An 18,637-nucleotide genomic window follows, 5' to 3' on the forward strand; every position below is an offset into this window, starting at 1 on the left:
ATTTTATATGCTTATGGTGGTTGACAAAGTGGTTTTAAAATACACTTTTATTTTTTTTGCTGTTTCTCTTTTATTAAACCCCAAAGCATACTCGTAGTTTTCTTCTTCAATTTTGAGCAATTCTTTGTCAAATTTTATATCAATATTTTCCTTTGGTAAATATACTTGGGTATTTGAAATCTCTAGTTCCTTTATATCTGGATGAAAATGAAAAAAAGCAATCTGTTCTTTGTTAATTTCTTTAGAAATTATATCGTTTATTAAGATTTTATAATCATTAGACAAAAATCTCCTAGTGTGGGTAATTCCAAAATTTTTATAACCGTCATGAGTAGCTTCAAGTATATTTTCCTTTTCTTGTTGATTAACAATTCTTGCTCTTTTTGCTACTCTAAATCCATCCCAAACTTGTGTCTGATCCTGATTTCCAATTTTTACTGTATTATGGTATTTTGTTCCTCGTTCTTTTAATCTCCTATCATTTTTCTCATAAGTAGAAATTCCTGGATCAACTAGTATTGGTTTGTTTTTTACATATAATTCAAAACTAAAAGTGTCTGAATGCGCGTGACCCGGCTGATAATCTGGTCCTATATTACCAACATCTACAAACAACTCATAGTTATTGTTCCTAAACATTCGATAGCCAGAATCCATAAGATTACCTTTATTCCAATGAAGATTAAGTCTTTTAGCATATTCAAATAGTTGCCCAGAAGTAGGCGAAATATCATATGTGCTATCATTCACCATTGGTATACTTCCATTTTGATATGTTACCTCTTCTAACCATGAAGTCATTTGAATTGCCTTTTTTTTCAGAAAAAGTAACAAGTTATCTTCTTTCCAAAAGTTGTTCTGAACAAGATTAATACAATCTAACAAACGATGTAATAAAATTTGATGATACATCGGTGAGAGTTCAAAATGCGCTCCGTCATCCAAAATTTGTTCGGTAAGCTCTTGTTTCAAAATTTGTTTTGATTTTTTATATAAAATTTCATCTTTGAAATAATATGCTCCAAATAATAATGAATATCCATTTTCTAATAAATGATTCCCCAGCAAATGATATTCTAGATTATGAATTAAAGTCTCATAATGATTGTATAAGGTCTGGTCAATATCAACATTTGAGGTTTTATTTTTGGATAAAAACTTAATCCAATTAATCCCTCTTAATGAAATAGGGTAAGGTTCTTTCCCATCTTTTAAATTGATTTCATTTTTTATATAATCATTAATCAATGCTAGACCTTCATTTACAGAACAATCTTTTTGATTTAAAAAATCAAAATAATTCAAATTATAGGTCCACAGTTTTCCGAAATTAGCATAATTCCAATCTATTTTATCTGTAAACTGGTAAGGCAAATTAAGAAATATAAACTTATTTTCTTTTGTAAAACTATTTGGATACAAAAATGAATCATTCCAATTTAAAGGAAGAATTTCTTTTTTTAACTGCTTTGTATAATTCCTTTTAAAAAACCTATTTCGAATCAAATAATACAGTTGATAATAAATCTGTTTTAATCGAAGGTATTTTACCGTATGTATAAGTAATATTAGTTTACTTCGATCCATTTTCCTTGCTTAAGAGATTCTATAGCTGCAAAAGATGCTTTTGTTGTATTTACTATCTCTTCAAAAGGAATAATTGGCTTTCCCCCTTTTTGCTGTTGTTTAATAAGCTCATTAAACTGATTATAATGACCTTTATCTTGTTTTGACGAAGTATTTTTACCTCCTTTAAAACCAAAAGCTTTTAGTTTTCTCCAATTATCCATTATTAAAGTACGTTCTTGAGAATACACTTCAACACGTTCTTTGGAGTATGCTTTGCTTCCATTTGCAAAGTAATTGATTACAGCATTGGTTCCATTTTCATATTTTAAAAGAATACTGGCATTATCTGTATTTTCTTCAGGATTTAACCCCATTGCATTCATGCAAACTGCTGTTACTTTACTATCTGCCAAATAAGTACATAAATCGATATAATGACATGCTTCGCCAATGATTCTTCCCCCACCAACTTCCATATCATGTACCCAAACGTCGGCTGGAATAAAACCAGCATTCATTGTAGCAACAATATTAATTGGTGTATTGTCACTTCCTAAAAGCTTCTTCATCTTTTTTGCTAAAGGTGCAAAACGTCTATTAAATCCAACTGAAACGTTTACATTTTGAGTATTGTATTCTGTTATGATTTCTTCAAGCTCAATACCTGTAAGTGCTAGTGGTTTTTCAACAAAAACACTTTTACTAGCTTTGAGACTTTCTAAAACCATTGAAGCATGCATATTGTGCTGTGTGGTGATAAATACTAAATCAACATCATTGTCTTCTAAAATTTCTTTGTAGTTAGAGGTTGAATTTGCAATATTATGACGCTTGGCCATAATTGTAGAAGATAATCCTCCTGAACTAGCTATATACTTTATATCTGCATTAATTTTTTTCAGGTTAGGAAGTATGGTAGAGCTTGTAAAGTTACCTGCACCGACAATACCGATTACCCCTTTTTTACCTTCAAAAGATTTTTGTGTAACAGAGACCGTTGATTTAGGTATCTCGGTACTATCATACTCTAGAATCGAGGCAATCGATCTTGAGTTTTTCATATCGCCATAAATCTTTTGATACTCTTGTAATGGTATTCGTTCTGTGATTAATGGTTTTACATCTAATGTTCCTTTGGAAATTGCGGTTAATATGGCCTCAAAGTTTCTTTTCTCTGTCCATCGCACATAACCAATCGGGTAATCATTACCTTTTTGTTCATATTCTTCATCATATCGACCAGGGCCATACGAACAAGATACTTGAAAAGAAATTTCTTTTTCATAAAAATCTGCTCTACTTATATCTAATCCAATAACTCCTACAAGAACTACTCTACCTCTCTTTCTACACATATTGGCAGATTGCGAAATAATCTCATTACTTTTATTTGATGCTGTAATGATCACACCATCCGCACCAATCTTATTGGTATACGATTCTACAAATTTTACCTGATCTGTACCTTCTGCTGGATTAATGGCTATAATTCCTTTTTCTTTTGCAATCCTTACTTTTTCGGGATCAAAATCAAAACCAATAACATTACATCCGTTTGCTAATAATAACTCGGCAGTAACTAAACCAATAAGTCCTAAACCAACAACTACGATTGTTTCTCCAAACGTTGGGTTTAGTAATCTAATTCCTTGTAAACCTATAGATCCTATTACCGTAAAAGCGGCCTCTTCGTCTGTAACATTATCAGGGATCTTAGCCACTAAGTTTTTAGGGACATTTACATATTCTACATGATTTCCATTAGATGCCACTCTGTCACCCACTTTAAACTCTGTAACTCCTCTACCTACAGCGATAACCTCACCCACATTACAATATCCTAAAGGTAATGGTTGATTGAGTTTATTAAAAACAGCATCCATAGTAGGTTTAAGACCATCTGTTTTTACTTTATCCAAAACCATTTTCACCTTATCTGGTTGCTGACGTGCTTTCTGGATAAAATTAGCTTTACCAAACTCTACCAACATTCTTTCGGTACCTAAGGACACTAGAGACTTAGTTGTTTTAATTAATACATGCCCAGATTTTACCATAGGCACAGGTACTTCTTCTAAGATTGTTTCTCCGTTTTTAAGGTCTTGTATGATTTGTTTCATTTATTTTAAATATAAATTCTTTTTAAAGGTTTTCTATCTCAATAAGTTTTTTACATTACTAGTCATAGAACTGTCTCATCCAAGATTCAATAGCCAATAAAGCCCAAATAGTATAAGAGGCATCAATTATCCCCTCCTTATTCATTTTTATAAGTTTTTGAACTTTTGTATAATTAAAAATACCTCTTTTTTTAATAGTATTTTCACCTAAGTACTCTTCAATAATAGAATTCATATCATTTAAAATCCATTCACGAACAGGTGCGCCAAATCCTGTTTTAGACCTATAAATAACTTCATTTGGAAGGTATTTTTCAGCAACTTTTTTGAGAATATATTTTGTTTCTGTTCCTTTTAATTTGAATTGTGGTGGTATTTTTGTTGAAAACTCAACTAGTTCTTTGTCTAAAAAAGGAACCCTTACTTCAACTCCTGTTGCCATACTTAATTTATCAGTATAATTTAAATTATGATCAGGTAAAAATGTATTTAACTCCCAATATAACATTTTATTTAAATCAGAAGGTTGATTCTTTATCTGCTCAATTAATTGATAAAAATATTGTTTTAAATCATATTCATTAGGCACTAAAAATAACTCTTCAACAAGTTTTTTATCACTCCAATCAAAATAACCAATCATACGATTTATCTTAGAAAGATGAATATCTTTAGTAAGTTTCGACAATCTTCTAAAATTAGCATTCCTTTTTTTTAATCTACTCAATGCTATTTTTAGTGTTTTCCTGAAAATTTTTGGAAAAAACCTTATAATTGGCTCAATTCTTAAGGCTTGATGTCTCCTATATCCAGAAAAAACATCATCTCCAGCTGTTCCCCCTATCAATACTTTAATACCATCTTCTCTTGCTAGTTTACAAATATTATAAACATTAATGGGAGCTGGATCAGCCTGAGGTTCATCCAGATGATAAATTACCTTGTCAAAATACTGCAAAACATCAACTCCAGCATCAACTACTCTAAGGGTAACATTTAAAAACTCTGCGACCTGTTTAGCATAAAATAAGTCCTCCTCAAAGCCTTCAGCCTTACTCAGGTTGCTTTTTATAGTGTAACAAATTATTTTTTTATTAGGAAACTGCTTCCTTGCTATGGCTACTAATAAACTTGAATCTAGTCCTCCTGAAAGAAAAAAACCTAGAGGGACATCAGACATCATCTGCCTGCTTAAGGCTTTATTAAGTTTTTCATCAAGTAAATCAATCAGTCTTTCTTCTGTTAGGTTAGAAAATGTTTTGTTATTAAATGGAATAGAATAATATTTTCTTTTCTCTACATTAGATATCGATGATATATTTCCTTGTATTAATTGTCCAGGTAACAATTTTCTAATACTCTTAAACGGCGTTAACTCCCCAGGGGCCCATAAAAAATTTATATAATTTTTCAATGCCCCTAAATCAATATCTTTCTTTTTCATAAAAGGCTTAATTGCCTTAATTTCGGATGAAAAATAAAGTTCCTCCTTGCTAAGAAAATAATATAAGGGTTTTACACCAAACTGGTCTCTAGCAAGTAAAAAATCTCCTGTTTGTATATCTAAAAAGGAAAAGGAAAAAATTCCATTGAGTTTATTTAGGAAAGCAGATCCTTCTTTTATTAGTCCATACAATAATGTTTCTGTATCACTTTGAGATCTAAACTCAACATTACTTAACTCATTTTTCCTAAGCTCTTTATGATTATATATTTCACCATTAAAAACAATTACATACCTCTTATCTTGAGAAATCATAGGTTGATTTCCTTTTTCTGAAAGATCAACTATTGATAACCTTGTTTGACCTAGATAAAATTTATCTCCTAAAACATCGTCTATATTGTCTGGTCCCCTATGCGTTAATAGTTCTAATAATTTTTCATTTGAAAATTGCTCATATCTGTCACCGAAATACCCTATTATACCACACATAAACTATTTTTTCTTCTTATTTCACTTCTAATCAAAGCAAATATATTTATCTGACAAAAGTAGATAAATGCTTGTGAAAAATGACATTGAAAAACTCTTTTTCGTTTAAAAATTTTATCATCAAAAAAATATCTTTTAAGGGTTTGAATAACTTTGATTACTTAAGTTTCAGTAAGCTAATTTCTTTTCAAGATCTACTAAGTATAGTTGTTTTCTGCTTTTATCTTTTACAAACAACACAACACCCTATATTAATATTCTAAAAAACCTTTTCTAAAAACTAAACAATTAAAACTCCATCTGTGTCCAAAACATGCATTTTTCTCTTTTCAAAGAAAACATCAGTAACTGTTTTTTAATAAAATTTTGCTATTAAAGAGATTTAAGTAATCGCTTAAACTTATGGCTTCCTATTTCTATAGTGTTATTATTTGCTATACGTTCTTTCGCATTATTTGCTATACGTTTTCGTTCATCTCTATCTTGAACAAGTACTAATATTTTTTCTGCTAATTGATTTATATTACCAGCTTGAAACAAATATCCGTTTACATTATTTTGAATTAAGTCGGGTGTTGAACCTACTTTCGATGAAATTACGGGGAGACTTGATGCCATTGCTTCCATCAAAGCATTTGGATAGCCTTCTTTATAAGAAGCCAAAATATAAATATCACTTTCTTTAAAAAGTTCTAACTTATCACTTCCTTTAACCCAGCCTCTAAAATCAAACATATGGGTTAATTCTTTCCTTTCAACTATTTCAACTATTTCCTTAAAGGCATCTCCATCACCTGCAATAATAAATTTAATCTTATTATTTCTTAGTTTGTCTGCTGCTTCTATAATGTCAAAAATACCTTTGTTCCTTGTTACCCATCCCAAAAATAATATATTAATTGTTTTTTCAGGTGCTCTTTCAATATAAGCTGATCTATTATTGAAATATAAATTCGAATCAATCCAGTTGTGAATTACAGCATATTTATTTATGTTTTCATCTCCTACCAAGTCTAAAAAAAATTCTTTCCAAAACTCGCTTTGACACAACACTATATCAACTTTGGATAAAACAAATTTTACCCACTTACGAAAAAATAAGGATGAGCTTACATCGTCTAGAAGAAATCCAGATCGTGAAGCAAAAATCACTTTCTTTCTAAATAATTTAGACAATAAAGCCATTACTCCTTTTTCTACAAAACTAAATCCATCTGCAGAAAACAATATAACTATATCTATTTTACTTAAAATCAGATGCTTTATCAACTTATATATTCTTTTTACTGCATTTATCGAACGTTCCCACATCCCTCTATGCTTATTGGTAGAGGCTGTAGAATCAATTAAAACCCAATTAAAATCATTCTTTAAAGCATTTATTAAAGTATCACAAGCAAACATAACACCTCCTACATGTTTATACTTTGTTTTCTCGCTAAACGAACCTACAAAAAGAATGTTTTTATTGTTCATATTCATAAAAAGTTATTTTGATTTATAATTAAATGTTCACTTTAAAAACTTTTCTAAGTCCCATTTCAAAATTCTTTTGTCTCTTGAACAAGAGAATAGATTCCTAGCTTTAAGTGTTAATGAAAAAATATAATCTTTATGTCCGGAAAAACTTTTTTGAATTATATAGTCTTCAATCGTCATAAGCTTTATTGTTTTGTCCCAACTTGAAGAAATCAAATATTTATGATCAATCAAAATTAAATCTGTTATTATGTTTTCATGTAACTTTATTGAATTAATATTATTTAGATTTATATCTAAAACATGAAGAGTTCCTTTGTCATCACCTATATATATTAAATTTCGATCGCTATTGAATAAAATACAGGTAATCATTTTCCCTAAATATTTTTCTCTTACAATTTTTTGTGCTTTATCATTTATCACTCTTATTTTTTTATCATGCCCTCCAACAATTATTTTATCATCAAAAATTGAGATAGCATTTAAAGTAGTTCCTGAAATATTTAACTCATAAAGTAATTGTCCCTTTATATTCCATTTTTTAAGTTGTCCTCTTTCTCCTATTGAAAAGAAATCGCTAGTATCATTAAAAAAACGAACCCGTTGAAGTAATCCTTGATCTGGATCAAATTTATACAACATTTCTTTGGGCTTAACTCCCCAAACAATAATTGAATTATCTTGATTCGTTGTTACTACATATTCGCCATTTATAGATACATCAAAATCTAAAACAGCTGATCCAATTCCATTAAAAATAGTAGAATAACTGTTATCAAAAGTACTTAAGTGTATTTCGTTCTTATTAAATTTATTAAAAAATAAGGCGTCCAAATTTTTATTATAAACTGTTTTAATAATTGGAAATCGAGAACTTAAAAAAACCTCTTTCTCTTGAGAAAAAGCTAGTCTTCCAAATAGAAAAACACACATTATAATTAATTTACTCTTCATTAGAATTGAAATTAATAAGTAATAAATAGAAGAAGGAAAAAAACACAATTCCTCTTTGCCTCTGCAAAACATTTTCTGTTAAGAAAAATATGCTTACTAAAATTAAAAAAATCAATAAAAGATTATTGGTTTGTTTGAATGCAATACGATAACCTTTAATGAGTATAACCACAAGAATACCAAAACCTATCAATCCAAATCTAAGTAATGAATCTAAATATTGATTATGACTATTATATTCATAAAAAATAAAAAAATTATTTCCTAACAAATAATTCCCATAATCTAATGCATTTTGGGCATCTCCAGTACCATATCCAAATATGGGATTCTCTTTATAAGAATTCCACCAACCTGACCATATCATCATTCTTTCTTGCATTGATGAAGATGCTTCGAGAAATCGAGACAAAAAATCGAAATAATAAACTATACTCAAAGAAATACAGATAAATACGAAAATTGTAATTAAATATCTCTTTTTTATCTTTTTAAGATTTATACTTAAATAAATTAGTAAAATTACAAGAAAAGAAACCATCCCTGTCCTTGATTGTAGAAAAAGGATTGGAATCAAAAAAACCAAAACAATTGATATAATTCCCACTTTCCTCCTTTTTGAAACTGTATTTAGAAACTCTTCTAATAAAAAAAAGGTATTAAAAATTAGAAACATCATATAATATGCAGGGTGAATATCTATTCTTTTTGTAAAACCGGAATAATACCACACATTAGTATTATCTGGGTGATATAAAAAAGTATACAGATTAGTAAAAAAAAGGAAAAGGGATACGAATAGACAGCTAATACAAAATGACCATAGAATATTACTTTTTTGTTTTTTGCCTAAATTTAACATGTTAAATGCAATAGGTAAAATTAAAAAAGGGATCATCTTTTGTAAATACTGTAATCCATCTTTGGTATTATCAGTATAAATCATACCTAAAATAGTAACAACAAAAAAAGCAGTCAACATTTTACCTTTTGTAAATTGTAAAACTTGGCGGGGCCTGTTAAAATAAAAATTACCTAAGGCAAATAGTGATATAAAAATTATGCTTAAAGAATTAAAATTATGTTTTAAAGGAAGAGTAAAAACAATAAAACTAAAAAAAAAGACTGTTGCTTTTGGCGAATTAAAAAAAGATTGCAAATATTTTATCATCTTTAACTTAGCATTTCATTGTATTTTGTAATCATTTTGGATAACTGAAAATTATTTTCTGCAGTTATTCTAGATTGGGATTCTATTTTTATCTTTTCTTCATTAGAGAGGTCCTTAAATTTTAGTAATTTATTTGCTAAATCAGTCACATCATTATTCTCAAATAAGAATCCATTAAAATTATCTTTTATTATATAAGGATGATCATTCACATTACTCGCAATAACTGGTAATCCACATGCTAAACTTTCACAAATAGCATTAGGAAACCCTTCTCCAATAGACGTGTGTACTAATACATCGGCAATGAGTAAATGATTTTGTACATTTTGAACTTTACCCATCCAGCTCCAATCGTCTTGTAAATTATAATTCGATATTAAATCCTGACACTCTTTAAAATATTTATTTTCTTGCTCTAAGAATTCATAGGTTCTACCAAGCCAACTTATTTTAACTTCAATTTTATGTTTGTTTTTCAAAATTTTAACTGCTTCTATCAAAAGTTTGACATTTTTATTTGAATTTACATGCCCTACACTTACTAAATTTAATCTATCTTTGGATTTAGCGTTTTCTTTAGTACTAAAACTTTCTACGTTTAACCCATTTGGAATATAAACAATCTTATTCTTTAACTTGGGAAGAGACTTTTTTAAATAATTTGTCTGTGATAGTGAATTTACCGATATCGTATTAGCAAATCTGTATAATTTTCGAATTATTTTTTCTTTAAAACCTTCCTTCTCTTTTGAATAAAAAGATCTTTCTGAAACTAAAACTTTCGTTTTAGAAAACGTAACTATTTTAAATAATAGCACATAAAAACTTGGTACAAATAAAAATGCTACTATTGCATCAAATCTTTGTTTTCTCATGAATAGAATAGCTCTAAAAATAGCAATTAAATCATATTTGTTTCGTTTATAGAACTTATTAATAGGAATATTGTTTTCTTCTAAAACATGTCCAAAATGATCTCCTTTATTATAGACCAAGAAACTCACCTCATTTCCTATTTCTTTTAATCCCACTCCTAAATTAGTGATTTGTCGTTGAGCTCCTCCCGAATTCAAGTTATCTATTACTAAAAGTATTTTCATAATATCATTTTTACTATTAGATAAAGTAGTGTGCTAATCAATGATATAATCAAAAAAACCAACATATAATTATAAAATTGGTTTTTATGATTCAAAATATAATCAACAGAAATTAAAATCACTATAGGATAAATAAATAATAAATGTCTTTGCTCTCCTGTTGCTGTTCCAACCATAATTAAAACCAAAATCAAGAACCAAAAAAAAGTTTTTATAAAAACTCTTTTATCAGCATTTTTTTTTAATTGAAATGTATGAATAAAATATAATGGTGATAATAAATACCAAAAAAGATTACCAACACCCAAAAATAAAGTAATCAAATTAAACTTATTCATAAAAAGTGGAGGAATCGGACTAAGATAAAAATAGATATAATAGACAAACAATATAATGGGGTTATTTGAAAGACGAAGACGTAAGCCTAAAGAATTTTGTGCGGCTTCTTCTGTTGATAATTCCCGATAAAAATTTACAGTATAACTAATATAATCCAGAATATCTGTAGTAGGAGGTGCTACTTTGGGTGCAGGCAATTGTATCGCCACAAAAAATAAAATCAATATCGCTAAAACAACTACAGGAACTACCCGGTTTATAAAAAAAACAATATATACATTATTAGTATTGAATGCAGAATATAATAATATAAAAAATGTTATAAATACAGCACTAGATTTCCTTAAATAAAAAACACATAGCAATAGAATAAAAATTGGAATAAGTTTTTTTAAAAGATTTTTATCACTAATTACAAGATATACTATTACTAAAAAAATAGAAATAATCCAAGAATCTCTAATAATTACAGAAGAATAATAAATTATTGTAGGAAATAAAAGGCAAAAAACCGCTGCTTTTTTTGGAGTAATGGTATCCTTAAATAGTTTTAAACCTATTTTGTAGACAAAAGGTGCTATAAATGATCCTACGAAAGAATTTATGATATTAAGATGAAAAAAGAAGTTTGACTTGATACCAATTATATTCAAAATTTTGAACCAATAAGCAAATACAAAAACATACAATTTATATTGTATAGCTCCCCATTCGAAATGTTCCTTATCAATCGAAAATACTTGAGCCCCTCTCGACAATTGATCAGCTATATTATAAAAAGCAAAGTCATCCTGTCCCAAAGAATACCAGGTCCCATTAAGAGACTGAAAACAAAGAGTAATAATTACTGCACTACTCACATTAATGAAAAAAGAAATTTTTTGTAGTTTTTTTACAATTTCAAGTTGTTTTTTAAAAAACAATATCCCTAAATATTGAAATAACAAAAAAGTAATAAAACTTGAGAAATCTCGATAATAAATCCCAAGCAATAGCAATAAAATTATTGAAGTAAAAAAAGTAAAGTGTATGGTTTTTAATTTCATATAATTAAATTTCTACATCCATTCATCATACCACATCTGAAAAACAATCATATACCATATATAGTCAAAAACACTATCATCTCCACTCAGATATAACTTTTTATTCTTTAATGCGTAGGAAACATTAAATATTCCTTGACTATATAATCTTTTTTCATCAAAATAATTGAGTAATAAAGGTTTTAAATCTTTTCTAAACCATTCGATTAATGGAATTGAAAAACCTTTTTTGGGTCTATCAATCATTTCTCTTGGAACATACTTATGCGTAAGCTCTTTCAACAAATATTTAGTCGTTCCATTTTTAATTTTTAAGTTTTCCGGTAGTTGAGCAACAAATTCTATAATACGGTGATCTAATAGAGGTTCTCTTGATTCTAAAGATACAGCCATAGAAGCTCTATCGACTTTTGTAAGAATATCATCAACCAAATACGTCTTATAGTCCATCGCCAAACAAGTGTCTAATGAATTAGAACTAAGTCCAGAATTTTCATTGAAGAAATTCTTTTTTACAGAAAAACTATTATTCATTGCTCGAAAAACCTCATTTTTACTCATTTTAGACACAGAAACCATCAACAAATCCTTCATTTGACTTTTGGACTTAAGAACAAAAGATAGTCCATCATAAAATGTATCAGTTTTAGGGGTTATATTATTAATGATAGCTTTGGATAGCTTTGTTCCAACTACATTTCCAATCATTGGTTGCAAAAACCCAGGAATATTGTTTAAGGTATTATAATTTTTTACTAAATTAAAATATCTATCATAACCCGCAAAAGTCTCATCACCTCCATCAGCCGAAAGAGCAACAGTAACTTGATTTCTAGCCATTCTACTAACTAAAAATGTTGGAATTGCAGAGCTATCTCCAAAGGGTTCATCATACATTATTGATAAACTTGGGATCACCTTTTTAGCATCATCTACAGTACAATAATATTCATTATGATCTGTACCTAAAAAAGTAGCAGTTTCTTTTGCATAGGTAGCTTCATTATATTTACTTTCATTAAACCCAATCGTAAAAGTTTTAATGTTTTCTGTAGTGTGTTTTTGCAATATCGCACTTAATATAGTACTATCATAACCTCCGCTTAAGAACACGCCAACAGGCACATCTGCAATCATTCTATATTTAAAGGATGATATCAATATTTTTTCTAATTCATCTAAAGCATCTTTTTCAGAAATTTTTAGTTTCGGCTTATTATAATGATCATAAACATCCCAGTATTTATTAATCTGAAATTCTTTATTCTTTAAACTAATTTTCAAAAAATGTCCTGATAAAAGTTTATGCGTATTTTTAAAGATAGAATGTGGTTGGGGCACATATCCATATTGAAAGAAAAGAGCTACTGAATCTAAATCTATTTCTTTTTTAAAACTTGGATGTTGATGAAACGATTTTAATTCTGAAGAAAATAGAAACAATCCATCTTCATAATAATAATATAAGGGTTTTACCCCAGGTCTGTCTCGATAGATAAATAATTCATCACTTTTTTTATCATAGATACAAAACGCAAACATTCCAATAAATTTATCTACTGCCTTTTCTCCCCATTGATCAAAAGCGTGTAAAATAACTTCGGTATCAGAATCTGTAATAAAGCTATGATCTAACTCTTCTAATTCTTTTTTTATTTCTTTATAATTATAGAATTCCCCGTTAAATACAATAATTAAATTTTTGTACTCCATAGGTTGATTTGCGCTAGTAGACAAATCAATGATTGAAAGTCTTTTGTGTCCTAAACCCAATTGAAATTCATTGTTTTGAATATATCTAATACCATCTCCATCTGGACCTCGATGGCGTAATTGGCTGGTCATTAAACTAATAACTTGTTCATCAGTTTGCTTATTAAAATCTATAAAACCTGCTATCCCACACATATTAATCAAATATAAAACTAAAATAATCTATTTACTCCCTAAAAAAATCAAAATAAAATAAACCTACACTCAAAACAAAAAGACTAATATATACCCCAATCATTATCAATTTATTATAATTAAATTTGTACAGTTTTTCTGAATAAAAAGTATAAATTATAGTAGAGAATATTGATGTTACCAGTGTTGATATTATAATTGCTGAAAATCCTAAATACTTTATTAGTACATAGGACAATAAAAAATTTAGTAATACCCCAGCAAATGTAATAAATGAAATATATATTGTTTTTCTTTTTATTGTATATCCAAATCCATTAATTCCCATCCCTCCAAAAATAATAATTGCCAAAAATATTGCTGGAAGAAGGTCGCTATGTGACAGATAATCTTCTGAGTTTTTACCACTTAAAATCTTTATTAAAAAATCTTTAATTAAAAGAATGAAAAAGAATAATGGGACTAATAATAAATTAAAATAATCAAAAACTTTCTTGTTATACAATTTCCCTTCTACAGTATTATAATTGTTATACATAACTGGGAGAAAGCCTTTGGATAATATCCCTAACATCAGGTTTCCTATTTGTGCAATTCTATATAATAAGGCATACAAACCAACAAAATACATATCTCCTATTAATGTTAAAATTAATATTCTATCACTATAGGCTACTAAGTAATTTGAAAGATATGTAGGAACAAAAGGAATAGAAATTGATACTAATTCTTTCAATTTACTTTTCCCTTCTTCTAATTTTTTAAATATTAAATATTCTCTTGCTACAAACAGACAAATAATCATCCCTATAAAACTGCCAAGGGTCATTCCCAAAAAAAGTTTTTCTATTTCTTTATTGGTACTAAAAAACACAAAAACTAACCCGATTACGATACCCAAAGAAGAAGAAATGAAATTTATAAACGACGCTTGCTTTGCCTTACCTAGCCATCTAATAAAGTTAAAAACAGATAAAGAAACATAGGTTGTAAAGACATACATTATAAGTAAAAAAAATTCTATTTGAGAAAAGAAATTGTAGTAATTGTTAATACCATATCCAAAAAAAGATATTAGTGCTAAAAAAATAAGGGATATCCATAATGATCTTGTAAATAAATATCCTAAAAGCTTTTTATTGTCTTTATTATCAACAATGATAATTGCAAATCCTGAATCAAAACCTAGCCCTATTGCTAATGAAATAAAACTAACTGTAATTAAGAACAAATCGTACCTTCCGAACTCTTCAACAGTGAAGAAGGTATTTATAAATGGTATTATTAAAAAGCTTAATATTTTACTTCCTGCTGTACCGAGGAAGTAGAGAAATGTATCATTAAGGCTTTTTTTAAGTAGATTCATGAAGAACTAATTAAAGATAAAAAAACGTCTAAAGGTTTTTTAACCATATATTTTAAGAACCATTCATATCCGGCTTCTACCATTTGGGGTATTTCATCAGAATTTTCATTTATATATATTAGTGAATCCTTAACGGAATTTGAGCTATCTGCATACAACATTGGATATAAGTCTTTATAATAATTAGTATACAAATGATCTTCTCTTTTATGGATAATAATTTTTTTTAATGCAAGAGCCTCATAGATTACGCCATAGGAAAGAAAGCTATTATAGAGTTCTCCAACTACAATATGGGCAGTGCTTAAAATCATCATTACTTCTTTCCTACTCGATTTAGGAACCCATGTTATGTGATCTTCAATATTTAAATATTTAGCAAGCTCCTTACTTGAATCAACATCAACACCATATTCAAATGTAACCAAATGAAAATTTAGTACACCATTGTTCTCTTCTTTAACTTTCTTTAACCCTTCAAATAAATAATTGTTTCCTTTGTTTTCAAATTCACCTTGTTTCTTTGTCCAACAATGCCTAGAACTATGGAAAATAATTTTTCGCCCCTGGGCTTTTATATTATTGATTTTATTGACTGTATTAAACTGCTTTTTTTTTTCCTTAAAAATTTCAGATGTGTATTCTTTGATATAGAGCATTGGAACCCCTAATTTTAAGTGATTCGCATTAGGACTAATCTTATTAAGAAATTGTTCCAAAAAACCTCCTGTTGGAATCATTAATACTGCTTTAGCCTCTCTTATACCTTTTCTTTGTGCCTTTGAACATAATATCCTATAATACAAGATACTTGGTTTATTAAGCCTAAAAAATGGAGAGTCATACAAGTCAGAACCATAAGGAACAAAAACATCTAATTTTAATCCTGCTTTGTATAAAAATGCTGGTGATAAACCACAACCAATAATAAAATTGTATGAACTGAACTGAGTTTTAATGTGTTTAAAAGTTTTTGAATTAAACGTCTTTAAATTTCCCCAGTTTAATTGGAAAGTATATTCCTTCCAGTTTTCAGTGAAAGCATCATCTGATGGGTGAAAATAATCTGTTTGAAATAAGAAGAGATGAACTTCTATGTGAGAAAATTCTTTTAAATATCTCGAAAAAGCATAGAAATTATTATTCATATTTCCAATCAATGCAACTTTTTTCATAGGTACCAAATATTATCAAAAATTGTTATAAAAAAGATTATTCAAGAAACTTTTTTAGCTCCTTTTGTATCCTAAAATAATCTTTTAATTCTCTAGCAGGAACTCCAGTCCAAGTCTGGTTATCTGGTACACTTTTAGTTACTACTGCCCCCATACCAATAAGAACATTATTACCAATATTTATAGCGTCCCTTATACAAGCCCCTGGTGCTATCGAAGTATTTTTTCCAATTTTGACACTACCCGCCACCATTGCTTTTGCAATTATCCAAGCCCCTTCATCAATATAAACATTATGTGCTATGTGAACTAAATTATCAACTTTTACATTTTTCTTTAGAATGGTATTTCCTAAAGCACCTCTATCTATAGTTGTGTTCGCTCCAATCTCAACATTATCTTCAATTATAACGCCACCTAGATGAGGAAAGTTTATTGTCCCTAATGATTCACTTTTTAAATAACCAAATCCTTCCGCCCCAATAACAGTTCCGGAATTTATTTTCACATTATCACCAATTTTCACATTTTCGTAAATTGTGACATTCCCATAAATATCACAATTATTTCCAATCTTCACATGCGCTCCAATAAGTGTGTTAGGTCCAATAAAGCAATTTTTTCCAATAATTGCTTTATCTGAAATAATTGCTGATGAATGAATTTCTTTCTTCTTTTTGCTGACAAAAAATTCATTTACTAAGAAAGAAAAAAGTAATTTGGGATGCGCTGTAACTATGTTGGTTTTGTTAGCTATATCAATATCTAAATCTGTGATTATTAATTTTGATTTTGTTTCTGAAGCCCAAAGGTTTTTTTCTAGCTCACTTCTTGTCTTATCAATAAAAGAAATTGAATTTTCATTCGCAGACATAATAGGAAGCGTATTTGTCACAAAAACCCCTTCTATAATTCCTTTAACAGAGAAATTAATACTTTTAGGTATAACTGAAATTAATTCTTTAAGATAAATTTTTTTCATAAGTATTATTCGTAAAAATGATTATTAAAATAGGTGTCTGGATGAATTAATAAATGGATTAATTCATGCCCATCCAGGATGTGTTCACTAGGGCTTCTTCTATCTCCACTCTGTAAAATTCCTTTATTATAACATTTCCATTGCGTCCATTCTGAATCGGAAATATAGAACGACTCTTGAAAAAGGTTGTAATTTGGCTCCTTATCATAACCTTCATATAAAAGATTAAAGTCTTTTGGTTTCTTGTCCTTCCAGAAATCTAAATTATTAAAACCTGTATTTCCTCCATGTGAAGCCACGCTTTTAACATCATAATTAAACATCTTACTAAGTATTGCGATATCTCTTTTTAGACACTCTTCTGCAGATTCGTTCCAAATAATTGATTGGTCAACAATTTCTGAATGATAGCCTAATTCATGACCCGAATTTAATAATCGCTTCAAAATTCTATAGTTTTCAAACGAAAATGGATTATATTCTGGTGCATGCAATCTGACAAAAAATGTTCCTTTTATTCTAAGCTTATCAAAAATATCTAATAACACAGCGGCTTTTTTAACTGAAAAGTCAATGTCTATTCTGTTTACCACTGTTTTCTTGGGTAAATTAGGTTTGTTTTTAACATATTGTTCACCTGTTATTATTTCATATCCATTATCTAGAAAAGATGCATATTCTTTTTCTATATTTTTCCATGTAAATTTATATTTATCCCCCATTTACTTTAAAGCATTAATTATTTTTTTTTGGTCTGGAAAGTTAACTAAAACACCCATCCCTTTATTTTGATAGACTACCATACTGCCTAAACACACAGCTGATGCATGGCCTTCCTTTACGGCTGCTTTTATATCATTGATAGAAGATGCGCCTCCATTAGCTATTACAGGAATATCTACTGCGTTTGACACTTGTTCTATTAAATTTGTATCAAACCCTTTCCAAGTACCTTCTTGATGTATGGCAGTTAAAATAATTTCTCCTGCACCCAATTCTTCCAACTGTTTTGCCCAATCTACAACATCTGTTTTTTGTTTTTTCTTACCAGAGTTTGAATATACTTTATACTTGCTAAACGCATTTTTTTTAACATCAATAGAGGCTACAATTGCTTGATTACCAAAATGTGCAGCTAATTGAGTAATAAATTCTGGCTTCTCAAAAGCATACGAATTGATAATCACCTTTTCTATTCCAATCTCAAAGAGTTTTTTTGCAGATTCAAAATCACGTATTCCACCTCCATAAGCTAATGGCATAAAACATTCGTTAGCTAACTCTGAAAGAATCTTAAAGTCAGGTAACTTGTTACTATTTGTAGCGGTAATATCTAAAACTGTTAATTCATCTACTTCAAGCTCATTAAAAATACGGGCCGTATTTACCGGATCTCCTATATAATCAGGTTTCTTAAAATTAACTGTTTTTACTAAGCTATCGCCTTTTAATAAAAGGCATGGGATTACTCTAGTTAATAACATGA

Annotated in this window: 14 protein-coding genes; all 14 read right to left on the bottom strand. The window is 28.7% G+C overall.

Annotation, left to right across the window (positions count from 1 at the left end; all coding sequences use genetic code 11):
• Positions 1-3: 3 nt before the first annotated feature.
• Complete coding sequence (locus Z053_RS0112885) at positions 4-1,587, bottom strand: alginate lyase family protein (RefSeq protein ID WP_025665425.1); 1,584 nt, start codon at positions 1,585-1,587, stop codon at positions 4-6.
• Positions 1,569-3,689 (bottom strand): bi-domain-containing oxidoreductase, encoded by a 2,121-nt coding sequence (locus tag Z053_RS0112890; protein WP_025665426.1) that lies wholly within the window; start codon positions 3,687-3,689, stop codon positions 1,569-1,571. The genes Z053_RS0112885 and Z053_RS0112890 overlap by 19 nt, the downstream gene beginning before the upstream one ends.
• A 58-nt stretch (positions 3,690-3,747) precedes the next feature.
• A complete protein-coding gene (gene asnB / locus Z053_RS0112895; protein WP_025665427.1) occupies positions 3,748-5,625 on the bottom strand; it encodes an asparagine synthase (glutamine-hydrolyzing) in 1,878 nt (625 codons plus the stop codon).
• Positions 5,626-5,997: 372 nt separating this feature from the next.
• A complete protein-coding gene (locus Z053_RS0112900; protein ID WP_035096069.1) occupies positions 5,998-7,107 on the bottom strand; it encodes a glycosyltransferase family 4 protein in 1,110 nt (369 codons plus the stop codon).
• A gap of 30 nt (positions 7,108-7,137) precedes the next feature.
• Positions 7,138-8,061 carry a WD40 repeat domain-containing protein gene (locus tag Z053_RS0112905; RefSeq protein ID WP_025665429.1) on the bottom strand — a complete coding sequence of 308 codons (924 nt, stop codon included), beginning with the start codon at positions 8,059-8,061 and terminating at the stop codon, positions 7,138-7,140.
• Positions 8,051-9,232 (bottom strand): O-antigen ligase family protein, encoded by a 1,182-nt coding sequence (locus Z053_RS32140; RefSeq protein ID WP_025665430.1) that lies wholly within the window; start codon positions 9,230-9,232, stop codon positions 8,051-8,053. Before Z053_RS32140 ends, Z053_RS0112905 begins: the two co-directional genes overlap by 11 nt.
• 2 nt (positions 9,233-9,234) lie before the next feature.
• Entirely contained in the window at positions 9,235-10,335 is a 1,101-nt protein-coding gene (locus Z053_RS0112915) for a glycosyltransferase (RefSeq protein ID WP_025665431.1), read from the bottom strand.
• Positions 10,332-11,720 carry a hypothetical protein gene (locus Z053_RS0112920; RefSeq protein ID WP_025665432.1) on the bottom strand — a complete coding sequence of 463 codons (1,389 nt, stop codon included), beginning with the start codon at positions 11,718-11,720 and terminating at the stop codon, positions 10,332-10,334. The genes Z053_RS0112915 and Z053_RS0112920 overlap by 4 nt, the downstream gene beginning before the upstream one ends.
• A 12-nt stretch (positions 11,721-11,732) precedes the next feature.
• Positions 11,733-13,628: an asparagine synthase (glutamine-hydrolyzing) gene (gene asnB / locus Z053_RS0112925; RefSeq protein ID WP_025665433.1), complete on the bottom strand. Its 1,896-nt coding sequence runs from the start codon at positions 13,626-13,628 to the stop codon at positions 11,733-11,735.
• Positions 13,629-13,659: 31 nt separating this feature from the next.
• On the bottom strand, positions 13,660-14,994 hold the full coding sequence (locus tag Z053_RS0112930; protein WP_025665434.1) for an oligosaccharide flippase family protein: 1,335 nt from the start codon (positions 14,992-14,994) through the stop codon (positions 13,660-13,662).
• Positions 14,991-16,169, bottom strand: a complete 1,179-nt coding sequence (locus Z053_RS0112935) for a glycosyltransferase family protein (protein WP_025665435.1) — start codon at positions 16,167-16,169, stop codon at positions 14,991-14,993. Before Z053_RS0112935 ends, Z053_RS0112930 begins: the two co-directional genes overlap by 4 nt.
• Before the next feature lie 37 nt (positions 16,170-16,206).
• Positions 16,207-17,151 carry a UDP-3-O-(3-hydroxymyristoyl)glucosamine N-acyltransferase gene (gene lpxD / locus Z053_RS28465; RefSeq protein ID WP_025665436.1) on the bottom strand — a complete coding sequence of 315 codons (945 nt, stop codon included), beginning with the start codon at positions 17,149-17,151 and terminating at the stop codon, positions 16,207-16,209.
• Positions 17,152-17,156: 5 nt separating this feature from the next.
• Positions 17,157-17,873, bottom strand: a complete 717-nt coding sequence (locus Z053_RS0112945) for a polysaccharide deacetylase family protein (RefSeq protein WP_025665437.1) — start codon at positions 17,871-17,873, stop codon at positions 17,157-17,159.
• Positions 17,874-18,635 (bottom strand): AglZ/HisF2 family acetamidino modification protein, encoded by a 762-nt coding sequence (locus Z053_RS0112950; RefSeq protein ID WP_025665438.1) that lies wholly within the window; start codon positions 18,633-18,635, stop codon positions 17,874-17,876.
• Between the last annotated feature and the right edge of the window lie 2 nt (positions 18,636-18,637).

This window comes from Aquimarina megaterium XH134, assembly GCF_000520975.1.
Lineage (GTDB): Bacteria > Bacteroidota > Bacteroidia > Flavobacteriales > Flavobacteriaceae > Aquimarina > Aquimarina megaterium.

Coding starts and splice junctions, on each gene's coding strand:
- Z053_RS0112905 (WP_025665429.1), bottom strand. CDS start 8,061: ATGAAGAGTAAATTAATTATAATGTGTGTTTTTCTATTTGGAAGACTA.
- lpxD (WP_025665436.1), bottom strand. CDS start 17,151: ATGAAAAAAATTTATCTTAAAGAATTAATTTCAGTTATACCTAAAAGT.
- Z053_RS0112885 (WP_025665425.1), bottom strand. CDS start 1,587: ATGGATCGAAGTAAACTAATATTACTTATACATACGGTAAAATACCTT.
- Z053_RS0112950 (WP_025665438.1), bottom strand. CDS start 18,635: ATGTTATTAACTAGAGTAATCCCATGCCTTTTATTAAAAGGCGATAGC.
- Z053_RS0112915 (WP_025665431.1), bottom strand. CDS start 10,335: ATGAAAATACTTTTAGTAATAGATAACTTGAATTCGGGAGGAGCTCAA.
- asnB (WP_025665427.1), bottom strand. CDS start 5,625: ATGTGTGGTATAATAGGGTATTTCGGTGACAGATATGAGCAATTTTCA.
- asnB (WP_025665433.1), bottom strand. CDS start 13,628: ATGTGTGGGATAGCAGGTTTTATAGATTTTAATAAGCAAACTGATGAA.
- Z053_RS0112945 (WP_025665437.1), bottom strand. CDS start 17,873: ATGGGGGATAAATATAAATTTACATGGAAAAATATAGAAAAAGAATAT.
- Z053_RS0112930 (WP_025665434.1), bottom strand. CDS start 14,994: ATGAATCTACTTAAAAAAAGCCTTAATGATACATTTCTCTACTTCCTC.
- Z053_RS0112890 (WP_025665426.1), bottom strand. CDS start 3,689: ATGAAACAAATCATACAAGACCTTAAAAACGGAGAAACAATCTTAGAA.
- Z053_RS32140 (WP_025665430.1), bottom strand. CDS start 9,232: ATGATAAAATATTTGCAATCTTTTTTTAATTCGCCAAAAGCAACAGTC.
- Z053_RS0112900 (WP_035096069.1), bottom strand. CDS start 7,107: ATGAATATGAACAATAAAAACATTCTTTTTGTAGGTTCGTTTAGCGAG.
- Z053_RS0112920 (WP_025665432.1), bottom strand. CDS start 11,720: ATGAAATTAAAAACCATACACTTTACTTTTTTTACTTCAATAATTTTA.
- Z053_RS0112935 (WP_025665435.1), bottom strand. CDS start 16,169: ATGAAAAAAGTTGCATTGATTGGAAATATGAATAATAATTTCTATGCT.